Source organism: Jannaschia formosa (assembly GCF_003340555.1).
In the GTDB taxonomy this organism is placed as follows: Bacteria; Pseudomonadota; Alphaproteobacteria; order Rhodobacterales; family Rhodobacteraceae; genus Jannaschia; species Jannaschia formosa.
The window spans coordinates 1-14543 of sequence record NZ_QPLJ01000004.1 but is presented as its reverse complement, the minus strand read 5'-3'; the positions used below and the strand labels follow the sequence as shown (position 1 = coordinate 14543).

Below are 14543 nucleotides of genomic sequence, written 5' to 3'. Positions count from 1 at the left end.
CCTCCGGTCGACCGGAGGCCGCCTCACTCGAACTGCGCGCCAAGCCCCTCCATCAGCCCGCGGAAGATCGGAAAGGACGTCGCGATCGGCCCCGCATCATCCACCGTCACGGGCCGGCGCGCAGCCATCCCCGCGATCAGGAAGCTCATCGCGATCCGGTGGTCCAGGCGCGCCTGCACGGTGACGCCGCCCGGCAGCCCTCCGGCGCCGAGGCCGTCCACCTCCCACCAGTCCGGCCCGTCCCGGACCTCGACCCCCATCGCGCGCAGGCCGGTGGCCATGGCGTCGATCCGGTCGCTCTCCTTGACCCGCAGCTCAGCCACGCCGCGCATGACGGTCGTCCCTTCCGCGCAGGCGGCGACGACCGAGAGGATCGGATATTCGTCAATCATCGAGGCCGCACGCTCCGGCGGCACCTCCACCCCCCTCATGTCCGGCGAGAAGCGGGCGCGGAGGTCGGCGGCGGGCTCGCCCCCCTCCTCGCGCGGGCTCTCGTAGGTCAGGTCGGCGCCCATTTCGCGCAGCGTCTCGAACAGGCCCGCGCGGGTCGGGTTCAGCCCGATATTCGGCACCAGCACGTCCGAGCCGGGCACGATCAGCGCGGCGCAGACCGGGAAGGCCGCCGAGGACGGGTCGCGCGGCACGGCGATGCGCTGGGCCGTCAGCTCGGGCCTGCCCTGCAGGCGGATGACGAAGCCCTCCCCGGTCCGCTCCGTCTCGACCTGCGCCCCGAAGCCGCGCAGCATCCGCTCCGAATGGTCGCGCGTCGCCTCGCGCTCGGTCACGACGGTCTCGCCGGGGGCATTGAGCCCCGCCAGCAGCACGGCGGACTTGACCTGCGCGCTCGCCATCGGCGTCGTGTAGGCCACCGGCACCGGGTCGGAGGCGCCGACCACCGTCATCGGCAACCGCCCGCCCGACCGCCCATGCGCCTCGGCCCCGAACAGGGCCAGAGGCTCCGTCACCCGCGCCATCGGCCGCGAGCGCAGGCTTGCATCCCCGGTATAGGTCACCGCAAAGCCATGCGTCGCCGCCACGCCCATCAGAAGCCGCACGCCGGTGCCGGAATTGCCGCAGTCGATCACGTCCTCCGGCTCCAGCAGGCCACCCACGCCAACGCCGTGGACGACCCAGTCCTCCCCGTCCTTGCCGACCGTGGCGCCGAAGGCCTGCATGGCCCGCCCGGTGTCGAGCACGTCCTGCCCCTCCAGCAACCCGCTGATCCGGGTCTCCCCCACGGCCAGCGCACCGAGGATCAGCGAGCGGTGGCTGATCGACTTGTCGCCGGGCACATGCGCCGTACCGTGGAGCGGCCCCGAGGCAGGCGCGGTCAGGGGCTGGGCGGGTCCGTGGCTCATGGGTCTCTCCTCCTGTCCGGGCCAGCCGATACCCCCGCCCCCGGAGCGCGTCCACCACCCGGCTTCGATGCTCCACAAATATGCCCGCCGGAGGCGTCCGACCCTCGCCCCACGCACCGCGCCCGCCTATCTGGCACGCGATGAAACGCAGAACCCTCCTCTCGCTCGCGGGCGTCACCGGCGCGCTCGGCGCCGCCGCCTGCGCCGTCCAGCGCACGGGGGCGTCGAACCCCTACTACCAGGGGCCGGTCACGGACCATTTCGACGGCACCCGCTTCTTCAATCCGGACGGGCAGGACCCGAGGGGCTTCGCGGATCTGCTGCGCTGGCAGCTCGGCGGCGACCGGGCGGAGTGGCCCGGCAGCGTCGGCATCACCCAGGACCGGCCCGAGCCGCGGGTGGCCGACCTGCGCGTGACGATGGTCGGCCATGCCACCGTCCTGATCCAGGCCGGGGGCCTGAACCTGCTGACCGATCCGGTCTGGTCGACCCGGGCCAGCCCCTTCTCCTTCGCCGGGCCCGCGCGCGTCACCGCGCCAGGCGTGGCCTTCGACGCCCTGCCCCCGATCGACGCGGTGCTGCTCAGCCACAACCACTACGACCATCTCGACATCGCCACCCTGCGCCGCCTGCACGACCGCTTCGCGATGCCGGTGCTGACGCCGCTCGGCAACGACGCGGTCCTGCGGGACGAGATCCCCGGCATCGACGCCCGCGCCGCCGATTGGGGCGAGGTGCTGGAGACGGGGCCGCTCTCGGTCCGGCTGCTGCCCTGCCACCACTGGTCGGCCCGGGGCACGCGGGACCGGTCGATGGCGCTCTGGGCGGCCTTCGCGATCGGGACCCCGGCGGGCCGCATCTATCATGTCGGCGACACCGGCTACGATTTGGGCCGGCCCTACGCGACGGCGGCGGAGCACGGGCCCTACCGGCTCGCCATCCTGCCCATCGGGGCCTACGCGCCGCGCTGGTTCATGGCGCCCCAGCACCAGAACCCCGAGGAGGCGGTGGGGGGCTTCACGGCTCTGGGCGCGCGCCACGCGCTGGCGCATCACTGGGGCACCTTCCAGCTGACCAACGAGGCGCGGGACGAGCCTCCGGCCCGCCTCGCCGACGCGCTGGCCGCGCAGGGCGTCCCGCCGGAGAGGTTCCGCGCCATCGCCCCGGGGCAGAGATGGGACGTTCCGGCCTGAGCCCGGAAGTCTTCTAAGAATTTGGTCAGAGCCTTCGAAGGCTCTGATCCTCCTCAGACCCGTCGGAAGGTCAGGTAGTGTGGCGGCCGCCCCTCCCGCACCGCCTTCGCCTCATAGCGGGTTCGGGTCCAGTCGGCCCAGGGCGTCGAGAAATCGTCGGACAGAAGCTCGAACCCGACGGGCGGGACCTCTTCCAGGGTCTGGCGGACATAGTCCTCGATATCGGTCGCGACCCGGAGTTCGGCGCCGGGGGCGAGGCAGCGATGCAGCGGGTCCAGATGCTCCGGCGTCACGAAGCGGCGGCGGTGGTGGCGCGCCTTGGGCCAGGGGTCGGGATAGAGCAGGAAGGCCCTGGCGATGCTCTCGGGCGGCAGAACGTCGAACAGGTCGCGCACGTCGCCCGGATGGATGCGGACGTTCTCCGCTCCGGCCCGACGCAGCTTGCCCAGCAGCATGGCGACGCCGTTGATATAGGGCTCGGCCCCGATGATCCCGACATCCGGATTCAGCACCGCCTGATGGATCATGTGCTCGCCCCCGCCGAAGCCGATCTCCAGCCAGACGGGACGGCCGCCGAACAGCGCGCCGAGGTCCAGCGGCGCCCGCGCGGGGTTCTCTTCCCAGGACACCGCGCCGGGCGAGAGCGCGGCGAGGTCCTCCGCCAGATAGGCCTCCTGCGAGGCCTTCAGGTGCTTGCCCTTGCGGCGGCCGTAGAAGTTGCGATGCGGTCTGTCGGTCATGGGCCCCCCGGGATCGGCTGGCGCGCCCCTACCCCGTCCGGGCGCCGTCGGCAAACGGGGGCGGTCGCCGGTCGACCGGCGACGCAGCGGCGGTCGATGGCCGCTCGCCCCGCCGGCTCAGCGCGCGACGATCCGGGTGGCGTGGCCCATCTTGCGGCCCGGGCGCCGTTCGGCCTTGCCGTAGAGATGCAGCCGCGTGTCGGGCGCGGCCAGCAGGGCGGGCACGCGGTCCATGTCGTCGCCGATCAGGTTCTCCATCACCGCGTCCGCATGGCGCCGCCCGTCGCCCAGCGGCAGGCCCGCGACGGCGCGGATGTGCTGCTCGAACTGGTCGACGGCGCAGGCGGCCTCGGTCCAGTGGCCGCTGTTGTGGACGCGGGGGGCGATCTCGTTGACGACCAGTCCCGTGTCGGTGACGAACAGTTCCACCCCCATCACGCCCACGTAATCCAGCGCCGAGACGATGCGCCCGGCCAGCAGCACCGCGTCCTGCCGCTGCGCCGCCATCAGCGCGGCGGGGACGGTCGTCGTGCGCAGGATGCCGCCCGCATGGACGTTCTCGCCCGGATCGAAGCAGACCGTCTCGCCGGTCAGCCCGCGCGCGACGATTACCGAGACCTCGCGCGAGAAGCTCACGACGCCTTCGAGGATCGCGTCGGCGCCCTTCATCGCCTCGAAGGCCGCCGCGGCCTCCGCCGGGTCGTCGATCCGGACCTGCCCCTTGCCGTCATAGCCCAGCCGCCGCGTCTTGAGGATGGCGGGGGTGCCCAGCTCGCCCAGCGCGGCCGTCAGCCCCTCGGCAGAGGCCACCTCCCGGAACGGCGCCACGCGCAGGCCCAGCCCGTCGAGAAAGCGCTTCTCGTCGAGCCGGTCCTGGCTGACGCGCAGCGCCTCGCGCCCCGGCCGGATCGGGCGCGAGACCTCCAGCAGGTCGAGCGTCGGGGCCGGCACGTTCTCCCATTCGTAGGTCACGACATCCACCGCCGAGGCGAAGCCGGCCAGCGCCTTGCCGTCGCTCCACTCGGCGCGGGTCCAGTCGTTGGCGACCTGCGCGGCAGGCGCGTCGCCCGGCTCGTAGACATGGGTGCGGTAGCCGAGCCGCGCGGCCGCCATGGCCAGCATCCGGCCGAGCTGGCCGCCGCCGAGAATGCCGATGGTGGCGCCGGGGGGAAGCGGTGTCTCGGTCATGGCGAAGGGTCCGTATGCGGCCGCGGGCGAAGCGGGGGGCCAGCCCCCCGCACCCCCCGGCATATTTGGAGAGCATCGAAAGCGAAAGCGAGGAGGCGCGCTATTCCGGCGTCTCGGGGATGCTGTCGGACAGGGCCTGCCGCCAGGCGTCGAGGCGGGCGGCGAGTTCCGGGTCCGAGAGCGCCAGGATGGCAGCCGCCATCAGCCCGGCATTGGCGGCGCCCGCCGCGCCGATGGCCATGGTCGCGACCGGGAAGCCGCGGGGCATCTGGACGATGGAATAGAGGCTGTCCACGCCCGACAGCGCCCTGGTCTGGACCGGCACGCCGATCACCGGCAGCGGCGTCTTCGACGCCATCATGCCGGGCAGATGCGCCGCGCCCCCCGCCCCGGCGATGATGACCTTGAGACCCCGGCCCGCCGCCTCCTTGCCATAGGACCAGAGCCGGTCGGGCGTGCGGTGGGCCGAGACGATGCGCGATTCGCAAGCCACGCCCAACGCGTCGAGGATCTCGGCGGCCTCCTTCATGGTCGGCCAGTCGGAGGTGGAGCCCATCACGATGCCGACGGGCGGGGTGCGGGTCATGTCCGGGCCTCAGGCGATGATGTCGGGGGTAAGCTCGTCCTCGATCCGCGCGATGCGGTCCTTGAGCGCCAGCTTCTGCCGCTTGAGCCGGCGCACCGCCAGCATGTCCGGCGCGAGGCTCTCCTCGTAGGCGCGGATGGCGGCGTCGAGGTCGCGATGACCCTGCCGCAGCACCGCGAGTTCCGCGCGCAGCACGTCCTCGTGGTTCATCTCCTGAGGGGGATTGGTCATGCGGCTCCTCGCGCGGGGTCCTGCGCTTGCTACACCGCGGGCGCCGTTTTTCAAAGGGCGCATGGAACCATCGCTCTTGTCCCGGCGCGCCCGTGGCCCCACATTCCTTTCGACGGGACGCCGATGCCGCGATCGGGTCGGCGCCCCACGGATCGCTTGAACGAGGACCCGGACGACATGAGCAAGCTCAGCTTCGGCACGCATCCCTACCTGCTCGGCTTCGACGAGCTGGAACGGCTGGTGGAACGCACCGCGCGCACCGGTAACGACGGCTACCCCCCCTACAACATCGAACAGACCGGCGAGAGCGGCTTCCGCATCACCCTCGCCGTGGCCGGCTTCGCCGAGGCGGACCTCTCGATCACGCTCGAGGACCGGCAGCTCGTCGTGCGCGGCCGTTCCGGCGAAGAGGGCGAGCGGGTCTACCTGCATCGCGGCATCGCCGCGCGCCAGTTCCAGCGCGCCTTCGTGCTGGCCGACGGCGTCGAGGTCGGTGGCGCCCAGCTCGAGAACGGGCTGCTGCACATCGATTTGAACCGGACCGCCCCCGAAAACGTTGTTCGGCAGATCCGCATATCAACAGGCCTCTCCGGTGCGTCCGGAGACGTGGACATGGAAGGACAGACGTGATGGCCCATCAGCAGTTCGACACGACCATGGGAACACTTGTCTATGTCAGGCGCGTCGAGATGCGCGACCTGCCGCGGGACGTCCGCCGCGAGGCCGAGGAAGGCGGGCTGGAGATGCTCTATGCCGTCCATCGCGAGGATGGCGAGCAGGTCGCCCTGGTTGGCGACCGGGCGCTCGCCTTCAACCTGGCGCGCCAGAACGACCTGACCCCCGTCAGCGTGCACTGAGGAGGCGCCCGACCGCGCCAAAGGAAACGAGCCATGGCCGCCACGGAAGTGGCGGCCGTTTTCGTTCAGGCGGAATCAGGGTCGGAGAGGGAAGTCGCCCGACGCGGGGCGACGGTGTCAGAGGTCGGCGGAGATGGCGGCAGGCCCTTCCCGCCCGCCCGCCCAATGCGCGGCCCGCAACTCCGAGAGGACCTTGACGATAGCGCGCTCGCCGGCGGGCTTGGACAGCACAACCACATCGCCGTAACGCGCGCTGAGCGCGGCGACGTCGTAGCGGCCGGTATGGAAGATGAACGGCGTGCCGTTCTCGCGGAGCCGGTCCGCGACGGGGAAGACCGAACGGCCATGAAGATCGACATCGAGGATTGCCGCGTCGATCGAGGGATCGACGGCGGCGAAGGCGTCCTCGACGGTGCCGCAGGGGCCCAGCACGTCCGCGCCGCTCTCTTCCAGGATCATCGACAGGTCGAGACCGACGATGGCTTCATCCTCGACGATGAGGATCTTCATATCATCCAACATAACAACCTTCCGGTCCCGATTGAGGGCCTCAACACGAAGATGGTAGAGCCCGATGGCACACGTCAAGAGGACGGCCATGCGGCGTGCTGGTTTCCATACAGGACTCGAACCGGCGAGCCCGGGTCCGGTTCCGGAAAAATGCCGAAAACTTCGGATCTGTCGTCTACGTGCCGCAGGCGAGGCTACGCCCGCCGGAAGCGGGCGGCCCGGGACGCCTCGGCGCCGGGCCGCCCGCGGGCGCATATCAGCCGTTGATCAGCCCCATCGCCTCGAGCTTCAGCAGCACCTGCTGGGCGCAGAAATCGACGTCCTGCCCTTCGGTGTCGACCCGCAGCTCGGGATCGGTCGGCGCCTCGTAGGGGTCGGAGATGCCGGTGAATTCCGGAATCTTGCCCGCCCGCGCCAGCTTGTAGAGCCCCTTGCGGTCGCGGCGCTCGCATTCCTCCAGCGAGGTGGCGACATGCACCTCGACGAAGGCGCCATAGGCTTCGATCATCTCGCGCGCCGCCCGCCGCGTCGCGGTATAGGGCGCGATCGGCGCGCAGATCGCGATGCCGCCGTTCTTGGTGATCTCGGAGGCGACATAGCCGATCCGGCGGATGTTGATGTCGCGATGCTCCTTCGAGAAGGTCAGCTCCGACGAGAGATGCTTGCGCACCACGTCGCCGTCGAGCAGCGTCACCGGACGGCCGCCCATCTCCATCAGCTTGACCATCATCGCGTTGGCGATGGTCGACTTGCCCGAGCCAGAGAGCCCGGTGAAGAACACGGTGAAGCCCTGCTGCGCGCGCGGCGGCGAGGTGCGGCGCAGCTCGGCCACGACCTCGGGGAAGGAGAACCATTCCGGGATCTCCAGCCCTTCGCGCAGGCGGCGGCGCAGCTCGGTGCCGGAGATGTTGAGGATGGTGACGTTCTCGCGATCCTCGATCTCGCCCTCGGGCTCGTATTGCGCCCGCTCCTGCACATAGACCATCTGCTTGAAGTCGACCATCTCGCAGCCGATCTCGTCCTGGTGCTGGCGGAACAGGTCCTGCGCGTCGTAGGGGCCGTAGAAATCCTCGCCCTGGCTGTTCTTGCCGGGGCCCGCGTGGTCGCGGCCGACGATCATGTGGGTGCAGCCGTGGTTGCGGCGGATGATGCCGTGCCAGACCGCCTCGCGCGGGCCGGCCATGCGCATCGCCAGGTTGAGCAGCGACATCGTCGTGGTCGCGGCCGGGTACTTGTCGAGCACCGCCTCGTAGCAGCGCACGCGGGTGAAATGGTCGACATCGCCGGGCTTGGTCAGGCCGACGACCGGGTGGATCAGCAGGTTGGCCTGCGCCTCGCGCGCCGCGCGGAACGTCAACTCCTGATGCGCGCGGTGCAGCGGGTTGCGCGTCTGGAAGGCGACAACCTTGCGCCAGCCCAGCTTGCGAAAATAGGCGCGCAACTCGTTCGGCGTGTCGCGGCGGGCGCGGAAGTCGTAATGGACCGGCTGCTGGATGCCGGTGATCGGGCCGCCCAGATAGACGGGGCCCGCGACGTTGTGCAGGTAGTTCACCGCCGGATGCGCCAGGTCGTCGGCACCGAACACCTTCTCGGCCTCGCGCGCCTTGTCGGGGCTGTACTTGGACGCGACCGACAGGATGGCGAGGATCACGCCTTCGGGGTCGCGCAGCGCGATGTCCTGACCTTCCGAGATGCCCTCGGCGAACTTCTCGGACACGTCCAGGGCAATTGGGATCGGCCACAGCGTGCCGTCGGCCAGCCGCATGTTCTCGACCACGCCCTCGTAGTCGTCCTGATCCAGGAAGCCCTTGAGCGGCGCGAAGCCGCCGTTCATCAGCAGCTCCAGATCGCAGACCTGGCGCGCCGTCAGGTCCCAGGACGGCAGGTCCGCCGCCTCCATCTTCAGCTTCTGCGCGCTTTCGGGGCTGACGAACAGTTCGGGGACGGGGGCGAGGTTGGAGTATTGCAGCGACATCGACAGCTCGTTCTCTGAAATGCGGCACGGACGGGCCAGCGACCGGCACGGGGTGCCGCGCGCCTAGCCCGCGGCTTGGCAGAGTTCAAGTTGACAGCCGTGCATATCCGCCTTGTCCCGAGGGCGTGCGCCCTCCGCCGCTCAGCCCCTCCCGACGCGACGAAGCCCTGCGAGCATCCCGACAGCTCCCATCAGCAGCAGAAGTCCCGCCGGCAAAGGGATCGGCGCCATCCGCTCGACCGAATGGGTATGCGCCGGCAGGTTTGCCGCAGTCAGGTTCAGATTGGCCGAGCCGACCCTCTGCCCCAGCGAATAGAGACTGAGCCCCGGCCCCTGCCCGGCGCCGATGGCAACGCGGTCCTGAAGATCCGGCAGCGCGAAAGTCGTCTTCCCGTCCCCGCCAAAGTTCGTCCCGAGGATCGAGAAGAGCGCGGCATTCGACGCGATAGGCAACAGCGAGCCATCCGCAAGCGCGAAACCGCGAGGCACGAAATTTCCGGCGAACAGCGCGATCTCGCCCAGGAACGGAAAGTCCGGATCGGTGCTTCTGGCCAGAAGGTCCGATCCGTCCCCGGCAATCAGGCTGCGCGACGGAAAGATCCCTTCCGTCGCGATCAGGTAGTTGAGCGTAAGGCTGGGTTGCTCGTTCGAGACGGGCAACCCGCCGCCCGCAATCGATGTGGGCCCCGGCGCGTCCCCATGGGCGTGGGCCGGCATGGACGCCCCGGTCAGGGTGACGTCCTCCGCTCCGGTCCGAAAGCCGAGAGGATCCGTGGACGCCCCCCCGGTCCCGGTCACGATGCGCCCGCGAAGATCGGGAAGGCCGAAGGTGGTCCTGCCATCCCCGCCATAGGCCGTTCCGAGCAGCGAGAAGAGCGCCTGGTTCTGGCCGATCGACAGCAACTGCCCGCTCGCCGGAAGCTGGTCAGGATCCTCGATGGAGCGGAGCGCCGCATCCATCGTCACGAATCCAAACGTGTTCTCGGCGCTTCTGTCGAAAGAGTCGCGGGTCGGATAGATACCGAACTGCGTGACCTCGAAATCGAGCCCAAGCCCGGGCTGGCGATTCTCGAAGGCCGCCCCCCCGCCGGTCTGGGTGCTCAGCAGCCCGTCGGCCGAGAGATGCGCGTGGGCAGGCATGTTCGCCTCGCCCAGGACAACGTCTTCGACGCCGAGAAATTCGCCCGGCGAGACATCGCTCAGGCCAGGCCCCTGCCCGATCCCGACAGCCGCCCGCCCGCGCAGGTCCGGCAGCCTGAAGGTCGTCACGCCGTCCCCGCCATAGGTGGTGCCCATGGTGGAGAACAGCGCCTCGTTGCCGTCGATGGGCAGCACGCTCCCGTCGGCCGCCGCCCAGCCGATCGGCACGAAATTGCCCGCGAAGAACTTGACCGTCCCCAAGTCGTTGAAGAGGCCGTCCACCCGCACGATCGGCGTCAGCGCCAGCGATGGCTGGACCGTCGAAACCGGCGCACCCACCCCCACCGGATCGAAGGTGGCGGCAAGCCCCTCCCCGGTCAGGACCAGCCCCGCCGCCAGAACGGCGGCTCCCTTCTGAAGAATCGCGAAATCGAACATGACGGCCCCCGTAATCCCGCGCCCCCCGGCGCGAGTCACCGTTCAGCCTAGGCCCGAGATCGCCCTCCGTGCACCCGAAATCTTCCCGAAAACGCCCCTATTCGGCCGCATCGACCGGCGCGCCGTAGCCCAAGGGCTCCGTCTGGTCCCGCTCAATCTCCGAATCGAGCCCGTGCTCGGCGAGAAACCGCTCCGCCTCCAGCGCGGCCATGCAGCCCATCCCGGCGCTCGTCACGGCCTGCCGGTAGACGTGGTCGGTCAGGTCGCCCGCGGCGAAGACGCCCGGGATCGAGGTCGCCGTCGAGTCCGGCTTGGTGACGACATAGCCGCCGTGATGCAGCTCCAGCCAGTCCTTCACCAGCTCCGATGCCGGCGCATGGCCGATGGCGACGAAGAAGCCGTGGACCGCGATCTCGCGCGTCTCGCCGGTCTTCGCGTGGCGCAGGCGCAGCCCCTCGACGCCGCGCGGGTCCTGCGCGCCCAGCACCTCGTCGATCTCGTGATCCCAGATCACTTCGACCTTGGGATGCCTGAACAGCCGGTTCTGAAGGATCTTCTCGGCGCGCAGGCTGTCGCGCCGGTGGATCAGCGTGACCTTCGAGGCGAAGTTAGTCAGGAACAGCGCCTCCTCCACGGCGGTATTGCCGCCGCCGACGACCGCCACCTCCTTGCCGCGATAGAAGAACCCGTCGCAGGTCGCGCAGGCCGAGACGCCGAACCCCTTGAAATGCTCCTCCGAGGGCAGGCCCAGCCACTTCGCCTGCGCCCCCGTGGCGAGGATCATCGCGTCGCAGGTATAGGTGGTGCCGCCGTCCGAGACGGCGGTGAAGGGCCGCTTCGACAGGTCGAGCGAGGCGATGTGGTCCGACACGATCCGCGTGCCGACGGCCCGCGCATGGGCCTCCATCCGCGCCATCAGGTCGGGGCCCTGCACCTCGGTGTCGCCGGGCCAGTTCTCGACCTCGGTGGTGATCGTCAGCTGGCCCCCGGGCTGGATGCCCTGCACCAGCACCGGCTCAAGCATGGCACGCGAAGCATAGACGGCGGCGGTATAGCCGGCCGGGCCGGAGCCGATGATGAGGACCTTGGAATGGATCGTGTCGGGCATGGCGGGGCCTCCTGTTCGGGCACCCGATATGGGTCCGAATCGCGGTGGAGGAAACCCCCGGCCCCGGGCCGGCCCCGGACATCCCGCCGTGCCGCGTCGCAGCACAATTAACTTGCGCGATCGAGAAACAATCTTGCGCGCCCTTGGCCATCGTGAGAATAACCCGCAAGCCAACCCCCGGAGACCCGATGCCGTCCTCGAAGCTCGATCCCATCGACCGCCAGATCCTCGCCGAGCTTCAGGCCGACGGACGCATGACCAACGTCGAACTCGCCCGCCGCGTTGGAATCAGCGCGCCGCCCTGCCTGCGCCGCGTCCGCGCGCTGGAGGAGGCGGGCCTGATCCAGGGCTACCACGCCGACGTGAACGCCCGCGCGCTGGGCTTCGAGGTGCAGGTCTTCGCCATGGTCTCGCTGGTGCGGCAGGCCGAGGCGGACCTTTCGGCCTTCGAGGCGCTGGCGCGCAGCTGGCCGCTCGTGCGGGAATGCCACATGCTCAACGGCGAGATCGACTTCATCCTGAAATGCGTGGCGCCCGATCTCAGCACCTTCCAGTCCTTCCTGACCGGCAAGCTGACCGCCGCCGAGAACGTCGCCTCGGTCAAGACCTCGCTGGTCATCCGCGGCGCCAAGGACGTGCCCGGCGTGCCCTTCGACATCCTCGAGGCCCGGCTCGCGATGGAGGCCTGAGGGCCGCGCCGCCTCAATTCGACCCGAATTCCATGCAACCTGGGGTCATGGCTCATGCCCTCGCCCCTGCTGACGGCTTCCTGCGCGCCGAATCCGGCGCGATCGCGGTCGACTGGGTCGTGCTGACCTCCGCGCTGGTGGGCCTCGGGCTCGCGGTGATGGCCGTCATCCGGCTCGGGCTCCAGGACCTCTCGACGGACACGCGGGCCGCGATGGAGGGCACCCTGATCCGCACCAGCTTCGCGCGGCTCGGCGCGCTGTTCGGGACCGACTTCTCGAACGGCCCCGAGGGCTGGTCCGGCGGCCGGGTGGTGACGCTCGCGGGCTTCGGCGAGGTCCTCCAGATCGGCCCGAACGAGACCGCCGACCTGCTGGTCGACGTGCCCGAGAGCGCCTCGCGCACGACCATAACCTTCGACCTGATCGGCGCCGATGACCTCAGCGGCGAGCCGGCCGCCATCCTGATCGACGGTGAGGAGGTCGCGCTCTACAGCGACAACCACGGGCGGATCACGCTGACCGACCACGAGATCCCGGGCGTCACGATCTCGGTCGCGCAGCACTATGCCAACGAGCCGATGGGTTCGGGCGGTCACGGCCATGACAGCCGCGCGACCTACACGATCACGGTCGACGACCCGGAGCGGGAGCTCGTCCTCGGCATCGCCTCGCGCACCGCGCAGGCTACGACCGGGGAATTCTACGCCATCGACGACGTGAGCGTCACCGCGCAGTAGCGCCCGCGCGCGATCCCGGTCAGGCTGGGGCGACCCCACCCACCGGAGAGCCGCATGCCCCTGCCCGACTTCCACATGATCGCCGCCGCGCCGCAGCCCGTCGCCACCTTCAGCCACGCGACCGAACTCGACGGCTGGGTCTTCCTGACCGGCCAGATGCCGACCTGGCCCGGAGAGCCCGACCGCCCCCTGCCCGAGGGCGTCGAGGCGCAGACGGCCCGCGTCATGGACAACCTCACGCTGGTGCTGGACGGCCTCGGCCTCGGGCTGGAGCATGTCGTTCAGGCCCGCATCTACCTCACCGAGTTCGAACGCGACTACGCCGCCATGAACCTCGTCTATGCCGGCTACTTCGCCAAGGGCCGCCTGCCCGCCCGCACCTGCATCGGGGTGACGGCGCTGGCTGTCGGCGCCCTGGTCGAGATCGACATGGTGGCGCGGCGGCCCTGATCGGGCTCCGGATGTTCCTGCCATCTCCCGCAGACTGGGATGGGCCTTTGCCGAATGGCAGCTCCGAGCCCAAACTGACCCTGACGCCCCGCGCCGCGTTCGCACGTGCAGCGGAGCGCGACTCGGCGCTCTCGGCCTAGAGCCGCCATTGCTCCACCTTCCCGATGCTGCGCCGCAGCTTCACCAGACCGGCCGTTCGTTCGTTCGTCGGGCAGCATTTTCCTGATGCATGGGATGCCGGTAAGCGGCGTAGCACTCGGGCCCGGCACGGCTGGACGACACTCTTCTTTACAGGGTCGCCGTTTCGGCTGACACCATGGTTTCTACGGCCGCGCGCAGGGATGTGATGAGCTTCCTCTCAGACCATATTCATGCCGGCGACTGTGCCGTATGGTGGCCGAGCAGGAGTGCGCACAGATGGGGCTGATGTTGGGTAGCATGTCGCCGGTGTCTCTCAGTCAATCCACTTGCAGCGATGATTCTCCCGGCCGATGCGGTGCAAAGAGCGTCTTCGATCGGGCATCGACTGAGGATCGATTAGATGACGGATTTTGAGGCGTCTCCTTCGTCCCAACGATGGCGCGCTTGGCTGCCAAACTCGTCGCGGCGCCCGAGACTCGAAGCGGCGATCGTTGTGTGCTTCGTGGTCGTCGCGTCTGCGCTCGTCCTGGCGCAATCCTTTCGATATGCTCTGAACGACGCGCGCACCACGGCCGGCAATCTGACAACGCTGCTCACAGAACACACGCGGCTCGCGCTGCGCGGGACGGATGCGGCGCTCTTGTCGATGGTGACCATGCTGGAACGCACGAGGCCACCTGAGGGCGACCGCGAATTCGCCTCCTATCTGATCCGACTTAGCGAACAACTTGATTTTGTGCGCAGCCTCTACGTTGTCGGACCAGATGGCTATGCGACCCATACGTCCCAACCGGACGCGCCGCGCGTGTCGCTGGCCGACCGGCGATACTTTCAGATCCTTCGTGACGACCCGACAATAGGCCTGTTCGTGGGACGTCCCGTCCAGTCGAGGACAACTGGGGGCTGGTTTGTGCCGGTCGTCCGACGGATCGAATCTGTAGATGGCAGCTTTGCCGGCATTGCCGTAGCGGCGGTCGAGCCAAGCTTTGTAGAGCAGACATTCCAACTTCTGCAACTGCGGGAATTCGACACCATAGCCCTGCTGCACGTCGACAGCACCTTGATCGCCAGCGTGCCGCCACTCCCCGACTTTTACGGCATGCAGCTTACCGATCATGAACTCTTCCGAGATAGGCTGCCGCAAGCCACGAGCGGCGTCTACACCAGCATCAGTGGCCTTCATATGCGCCCCGTGATCATTG

At 69.3% G+C, this 14543-nt stretch carries 16 protein-coding genes; 7 read left to right on the top strand and 9 right to left on the bottom strand.

Annotated elements, in window-relative coordinates; genetic code table 11:
• Positions 1–23: 23 nt before the first annotated feature.
• The gene (aroA, locus tag DR046_RS05855) at positions 24–1358 is read right to left on the bottom strand and encodes a 3-phosphoshikimate 1-carboxyvinyltransferase (RefSeq protein WP_115380901.1); all 1335 of its coding nucleotides are present in this window, start codon (positions 1356–1358) and stop codon (positions 24–26) included.
• Between the two features lie 140 nt (positions 1359–1498).
• Here aroA and DR046_RS05850 point away from each other — a divergent pair, with 140 nt between their 5' ends.
• Positions 1499–2551 carry an MBL fold metallo-hydrolase gene (locus DR046_RS05850; protein ID WP_115380899.1) on the top strand — a complete coding sequence of 351 codons (1053 nt, stop codon included), beginning with the start codon at positions 1499–1501 and terminating at the stop codon, positions 2549–2551.
• 53 nt (positions 2552–2604) lie between these two features.
• Here DR046_RS05850 and trmB read toward each other — a convergent pair whose 3' ends face one another.
• From trmB to DR046_RS05830, 4 genes are all read right to left on the bottom strand, one after another.
• On the bottom strand, positions 2605–3291 hold the full coding sequence (trmB, locus tag DR046_RS05845; RefSeq protein WP_115380897.1) for a tRNA (guanine(46)-N(7))-methyltransferase TrmB: 687 nt from the start codon (positions 3289–3291) through the stop codon (positions 2605–2607).
• A gap of 117 nt (positions 3292–3408) precedes the next feature.
• The gene (locus tag DR046_RS05840; protein ID WP_115380895.1) at positions 3409–4479 is read right to left on the bottom strand and encodes a 5-(carboxyamino)imidazole ribonucleotide synthase; all 1071 of its coding nucleotides are present in this window, start codon (positions 4477–4479) and stop codon (positions 3409–3411) included.
• Between the two features lie 100 nt (positions 4480–4579).
• Positions 4580–5065 (bottom strand): 5-(carboxyamino)imidazole ribonucleotide mutase, encoded by a 486-nt coding sequence (gene purE / locus DR046_RS05835; protein WP_115380893.1) that lies wholly within the window; start codon positions 5063–5065, stop codon positions 4580–4582.
• Between the two features lie 9 nt (positions 5066–5074).
• Positions 5075–5296 (bottom strand): YdcH family protein, encoded by a 222-nt coding sequence (locus DR046_RS05830; protein WP_115380891.1) that lies wholly within the window; start codon positions 5294–5296, stop codon positions 5075–5077.
• Positions 5297–5473: 177 nt separating this feature from the next.
• Between DR046_RS05830 and DR046_RS05825 the strand changes: the two genes are divergently transcribed.
• Together DR046_RS05825 and DR046_RS05820 are read left to right on the top strand one after the other, a co-directional pair.
• Positions 5474–5926, top strand: a complete 453-nt coding sequence (locus DR046_RS05825) for an Hsp20 family protein (RefSeq protein ID WP_115381345.1) — start codon at positions 5474–5476, stop codon at positions 5924–5926.
• The gene (locus DR046_RS05820) at positions 5926–6153 is read left to right on the top strand and encodes a DUF1150 family protein (RefSeq protein ID WP_115380889.1); all 228 of its coding nucleotides are present in this window, start codon (positions 5926–5928) and stop codon (positions 6151–6153) included. The genes DR046_RS05825 and DR046_RS05820 overlap by 1 nt, the downstream gene beginning before the upstream one ends.
• Positions 6154–6270: 117 nt before the next feature.
• On the opposite strand, the gene DR046_RS23535 is transcribed toward DR046_RS05820, so the two are convergent.
• The 4 genes from DR046_RS23535 to trxB all read right to left on the bottom strand — a co-directional run bounded on the left by DR046_RS23535 (position 6271) and on the right by trxB (position 11324).
• Positions 6271–6672 carry a response regulator gene (locus DR046_RS23535; protein WP_167766916.1) on the bottom strand — a complete coding sequence of 134 codons (402 nt, stop codon included), beginning with the start codon at positions 6670–6672 and terminating at the stop codon, positions 6271–6273.
• A 247-nt stretch (positions 6673–6919) separates the two neighbouring features.
• Complete coding sequence (locus DR046_RS05810) at positions 6920–8638, bottom strand: bifunctional sulfate adenylyltransferase/adenylylsulfate kinase (RefSeq protein ID WP_115380886.1); 1719 nt, start codon at positions 8636–8638, stop codon at positions 6920–6922.
• A gap of 141 nt (positions 8639–8779) precedes the next feature.
• Complete coding sequence (locus DR046_RS24115) at positions 8780–10216, bottom strand: phage tail protein (RefSeq protein ID WP_245190823.1); 1437 nt, start codon at positions 10214–10216, stop codon at positions 8780–8782.
• Positions 10217–10313: 97 nt separating this feature from the next.
• Positions 10314–11324 carry a thioredoxin-disulfide reductase gene (gene trxB, locus DR046_RS05790; RefSeq protein ID WP_115380884.1) on the bottom strand — a complete coding sequence of 337 codons (1011 nt, stop codon included), beginning with the start codon at positions 11322–11324 and terminating at the stop codon, positions 10314–10316.
• Between the two features lie 188 nt (positions 11325–11512).
• On the opposite strand from trxB, the gene DR046_RS05785 reads away from it, so the two are divergent.
• The 4 genes from DR046_RS05785 to DR046_RS05770 form a co-directional block, all read left to right on the top strand.
• Entirely contained in the window at positions 11513–12013 is a 501-nt protein-coding gene (locus tag DR046_RS05785) for an Lrp/AsnC family transcriptional regulator (protein ID WP_115380882.1), read from the top strand.
• 47 nt (positions 12014–12060) lie between these two features.
• Entirely contained in the window at positions 12061–12750 is a 690-nt protein-coding gene (locus DR046_RS05780; RefSeq protein ID WP_115380880.1) for a hypothetical protein, read from the top strand.
• Positions 12751–12804: 54 nt separating this feature from the next.
• Positions 12805–13200: a RidA family protein gene (locus tag DR046_RS05775; protein WP_245190822.1), complete on the top strand. Its 396-nt coding sequence runs from the start codon at positions 12805–12807 to the stop codon at positions 13198–13200.
• Positions 13201–13741: 541 nt separating this feature from the next.
• A partial coding sequence (locus DR046_RS05770; RefSeq protein ID WP_135227262.1) for a PDC sensor domain-containing protein occupies positions 13742–14543 on the top strand: 802 nt, incomplete at its 3' end.

Coding starts and splice junctions, on each gene's coding strand:
- DR046_RS05780 (WP_115380880.1), top strand. CDS start 12,061: ATGGCTCATGCCCTCGCCCCTGCTGACGGCTTCCTGCGCGCCGAATCC.
- DR046_RS05775 (WP_245190822.1), top strand. CDS start 12,805: ATGCCCCTGCCCGACTTCCACATGATCGCCGCCGCGCCGCAGCCCGTC.
- DR046_RS05785 (WP_115380882.1), top strand. CDS start 11,513: ATGCCGTCCTCGAAGCTCGATCCCATCGACCGCCAGATCCTCGCCGAG.
- DR046_RS05840 (WP_115380895.1), bottom strand. CDS start 4,479: ATGACCGAGACACCGCTTCCCCCCGGCGCCACCATCGGCATTCTCGGC.
- DR046_RS05830 (WP_115380891.1), bottom strand. CDS start 5,296: ATGACCAATCCCCCTCAGGAGATGAACCACGAGGACGTGCTGCGCGCG.
- DR046_RS05850 (WP_115380899.1), top strand. CDS start 1,499: ATGAAACGCAGAACCCTCCTCTCGCTCGCGGGCGTCACCGGCGCGCTC.
- DR046_RS24115 (WP_245190823.1), bottom strand. CDS start 10,216: ATGTTCGATTTCGCGATTCTTCAGAAGGGAGCCGCCGTTCTGGCGGCG.
- trxB (WP_115380884.1), bottom strand. CDS start 11,324: ATGCCCGACACGATCCATTCCAAGGTCCTCATCATCGGCTCCGGCCCG.
- DR046_RS05825 (WP_115381345.1), top strand. CDS start 5,474: ATGAGCAAGCTCAGCTTCGGCACGCATCCCTACCTGCTCGGCTTCGAC.
- DR046_RS05810 (WP_115380886.1), bottom strand. CDS start 8,638: ATGTCGCTGCAATACTCCAACCTCGCCCCCGTCCCCGAACTGTTCGTC.
- purE (WP_115380893.1), bottom strand. CDS start 5,065: ATGACCCGCACCCCGCCCGTCGGCATCGTGATGGGCTCCACCTCCGAC.
- aroA (WP_115380901.1), bottom strand. CDS start 1,358: ATGAGCCACGGACCCGCCCAGCCCCTGACCGCGCCTGCCTCGGGGCCG.
- trmB (WP_115380897.1), bottom strand. CDS start 3,291: ATGACCGACAGACCGCATCGCAACTTCTACGGCCGCCGCAAGGGCAAG.
- DR046_RS05820 (WP_115380889.1), top strand. CDS start 5,926: ATGGCCCATCAGCAGTTCGACACGACCATGGGAACACTTGTCTATGTC.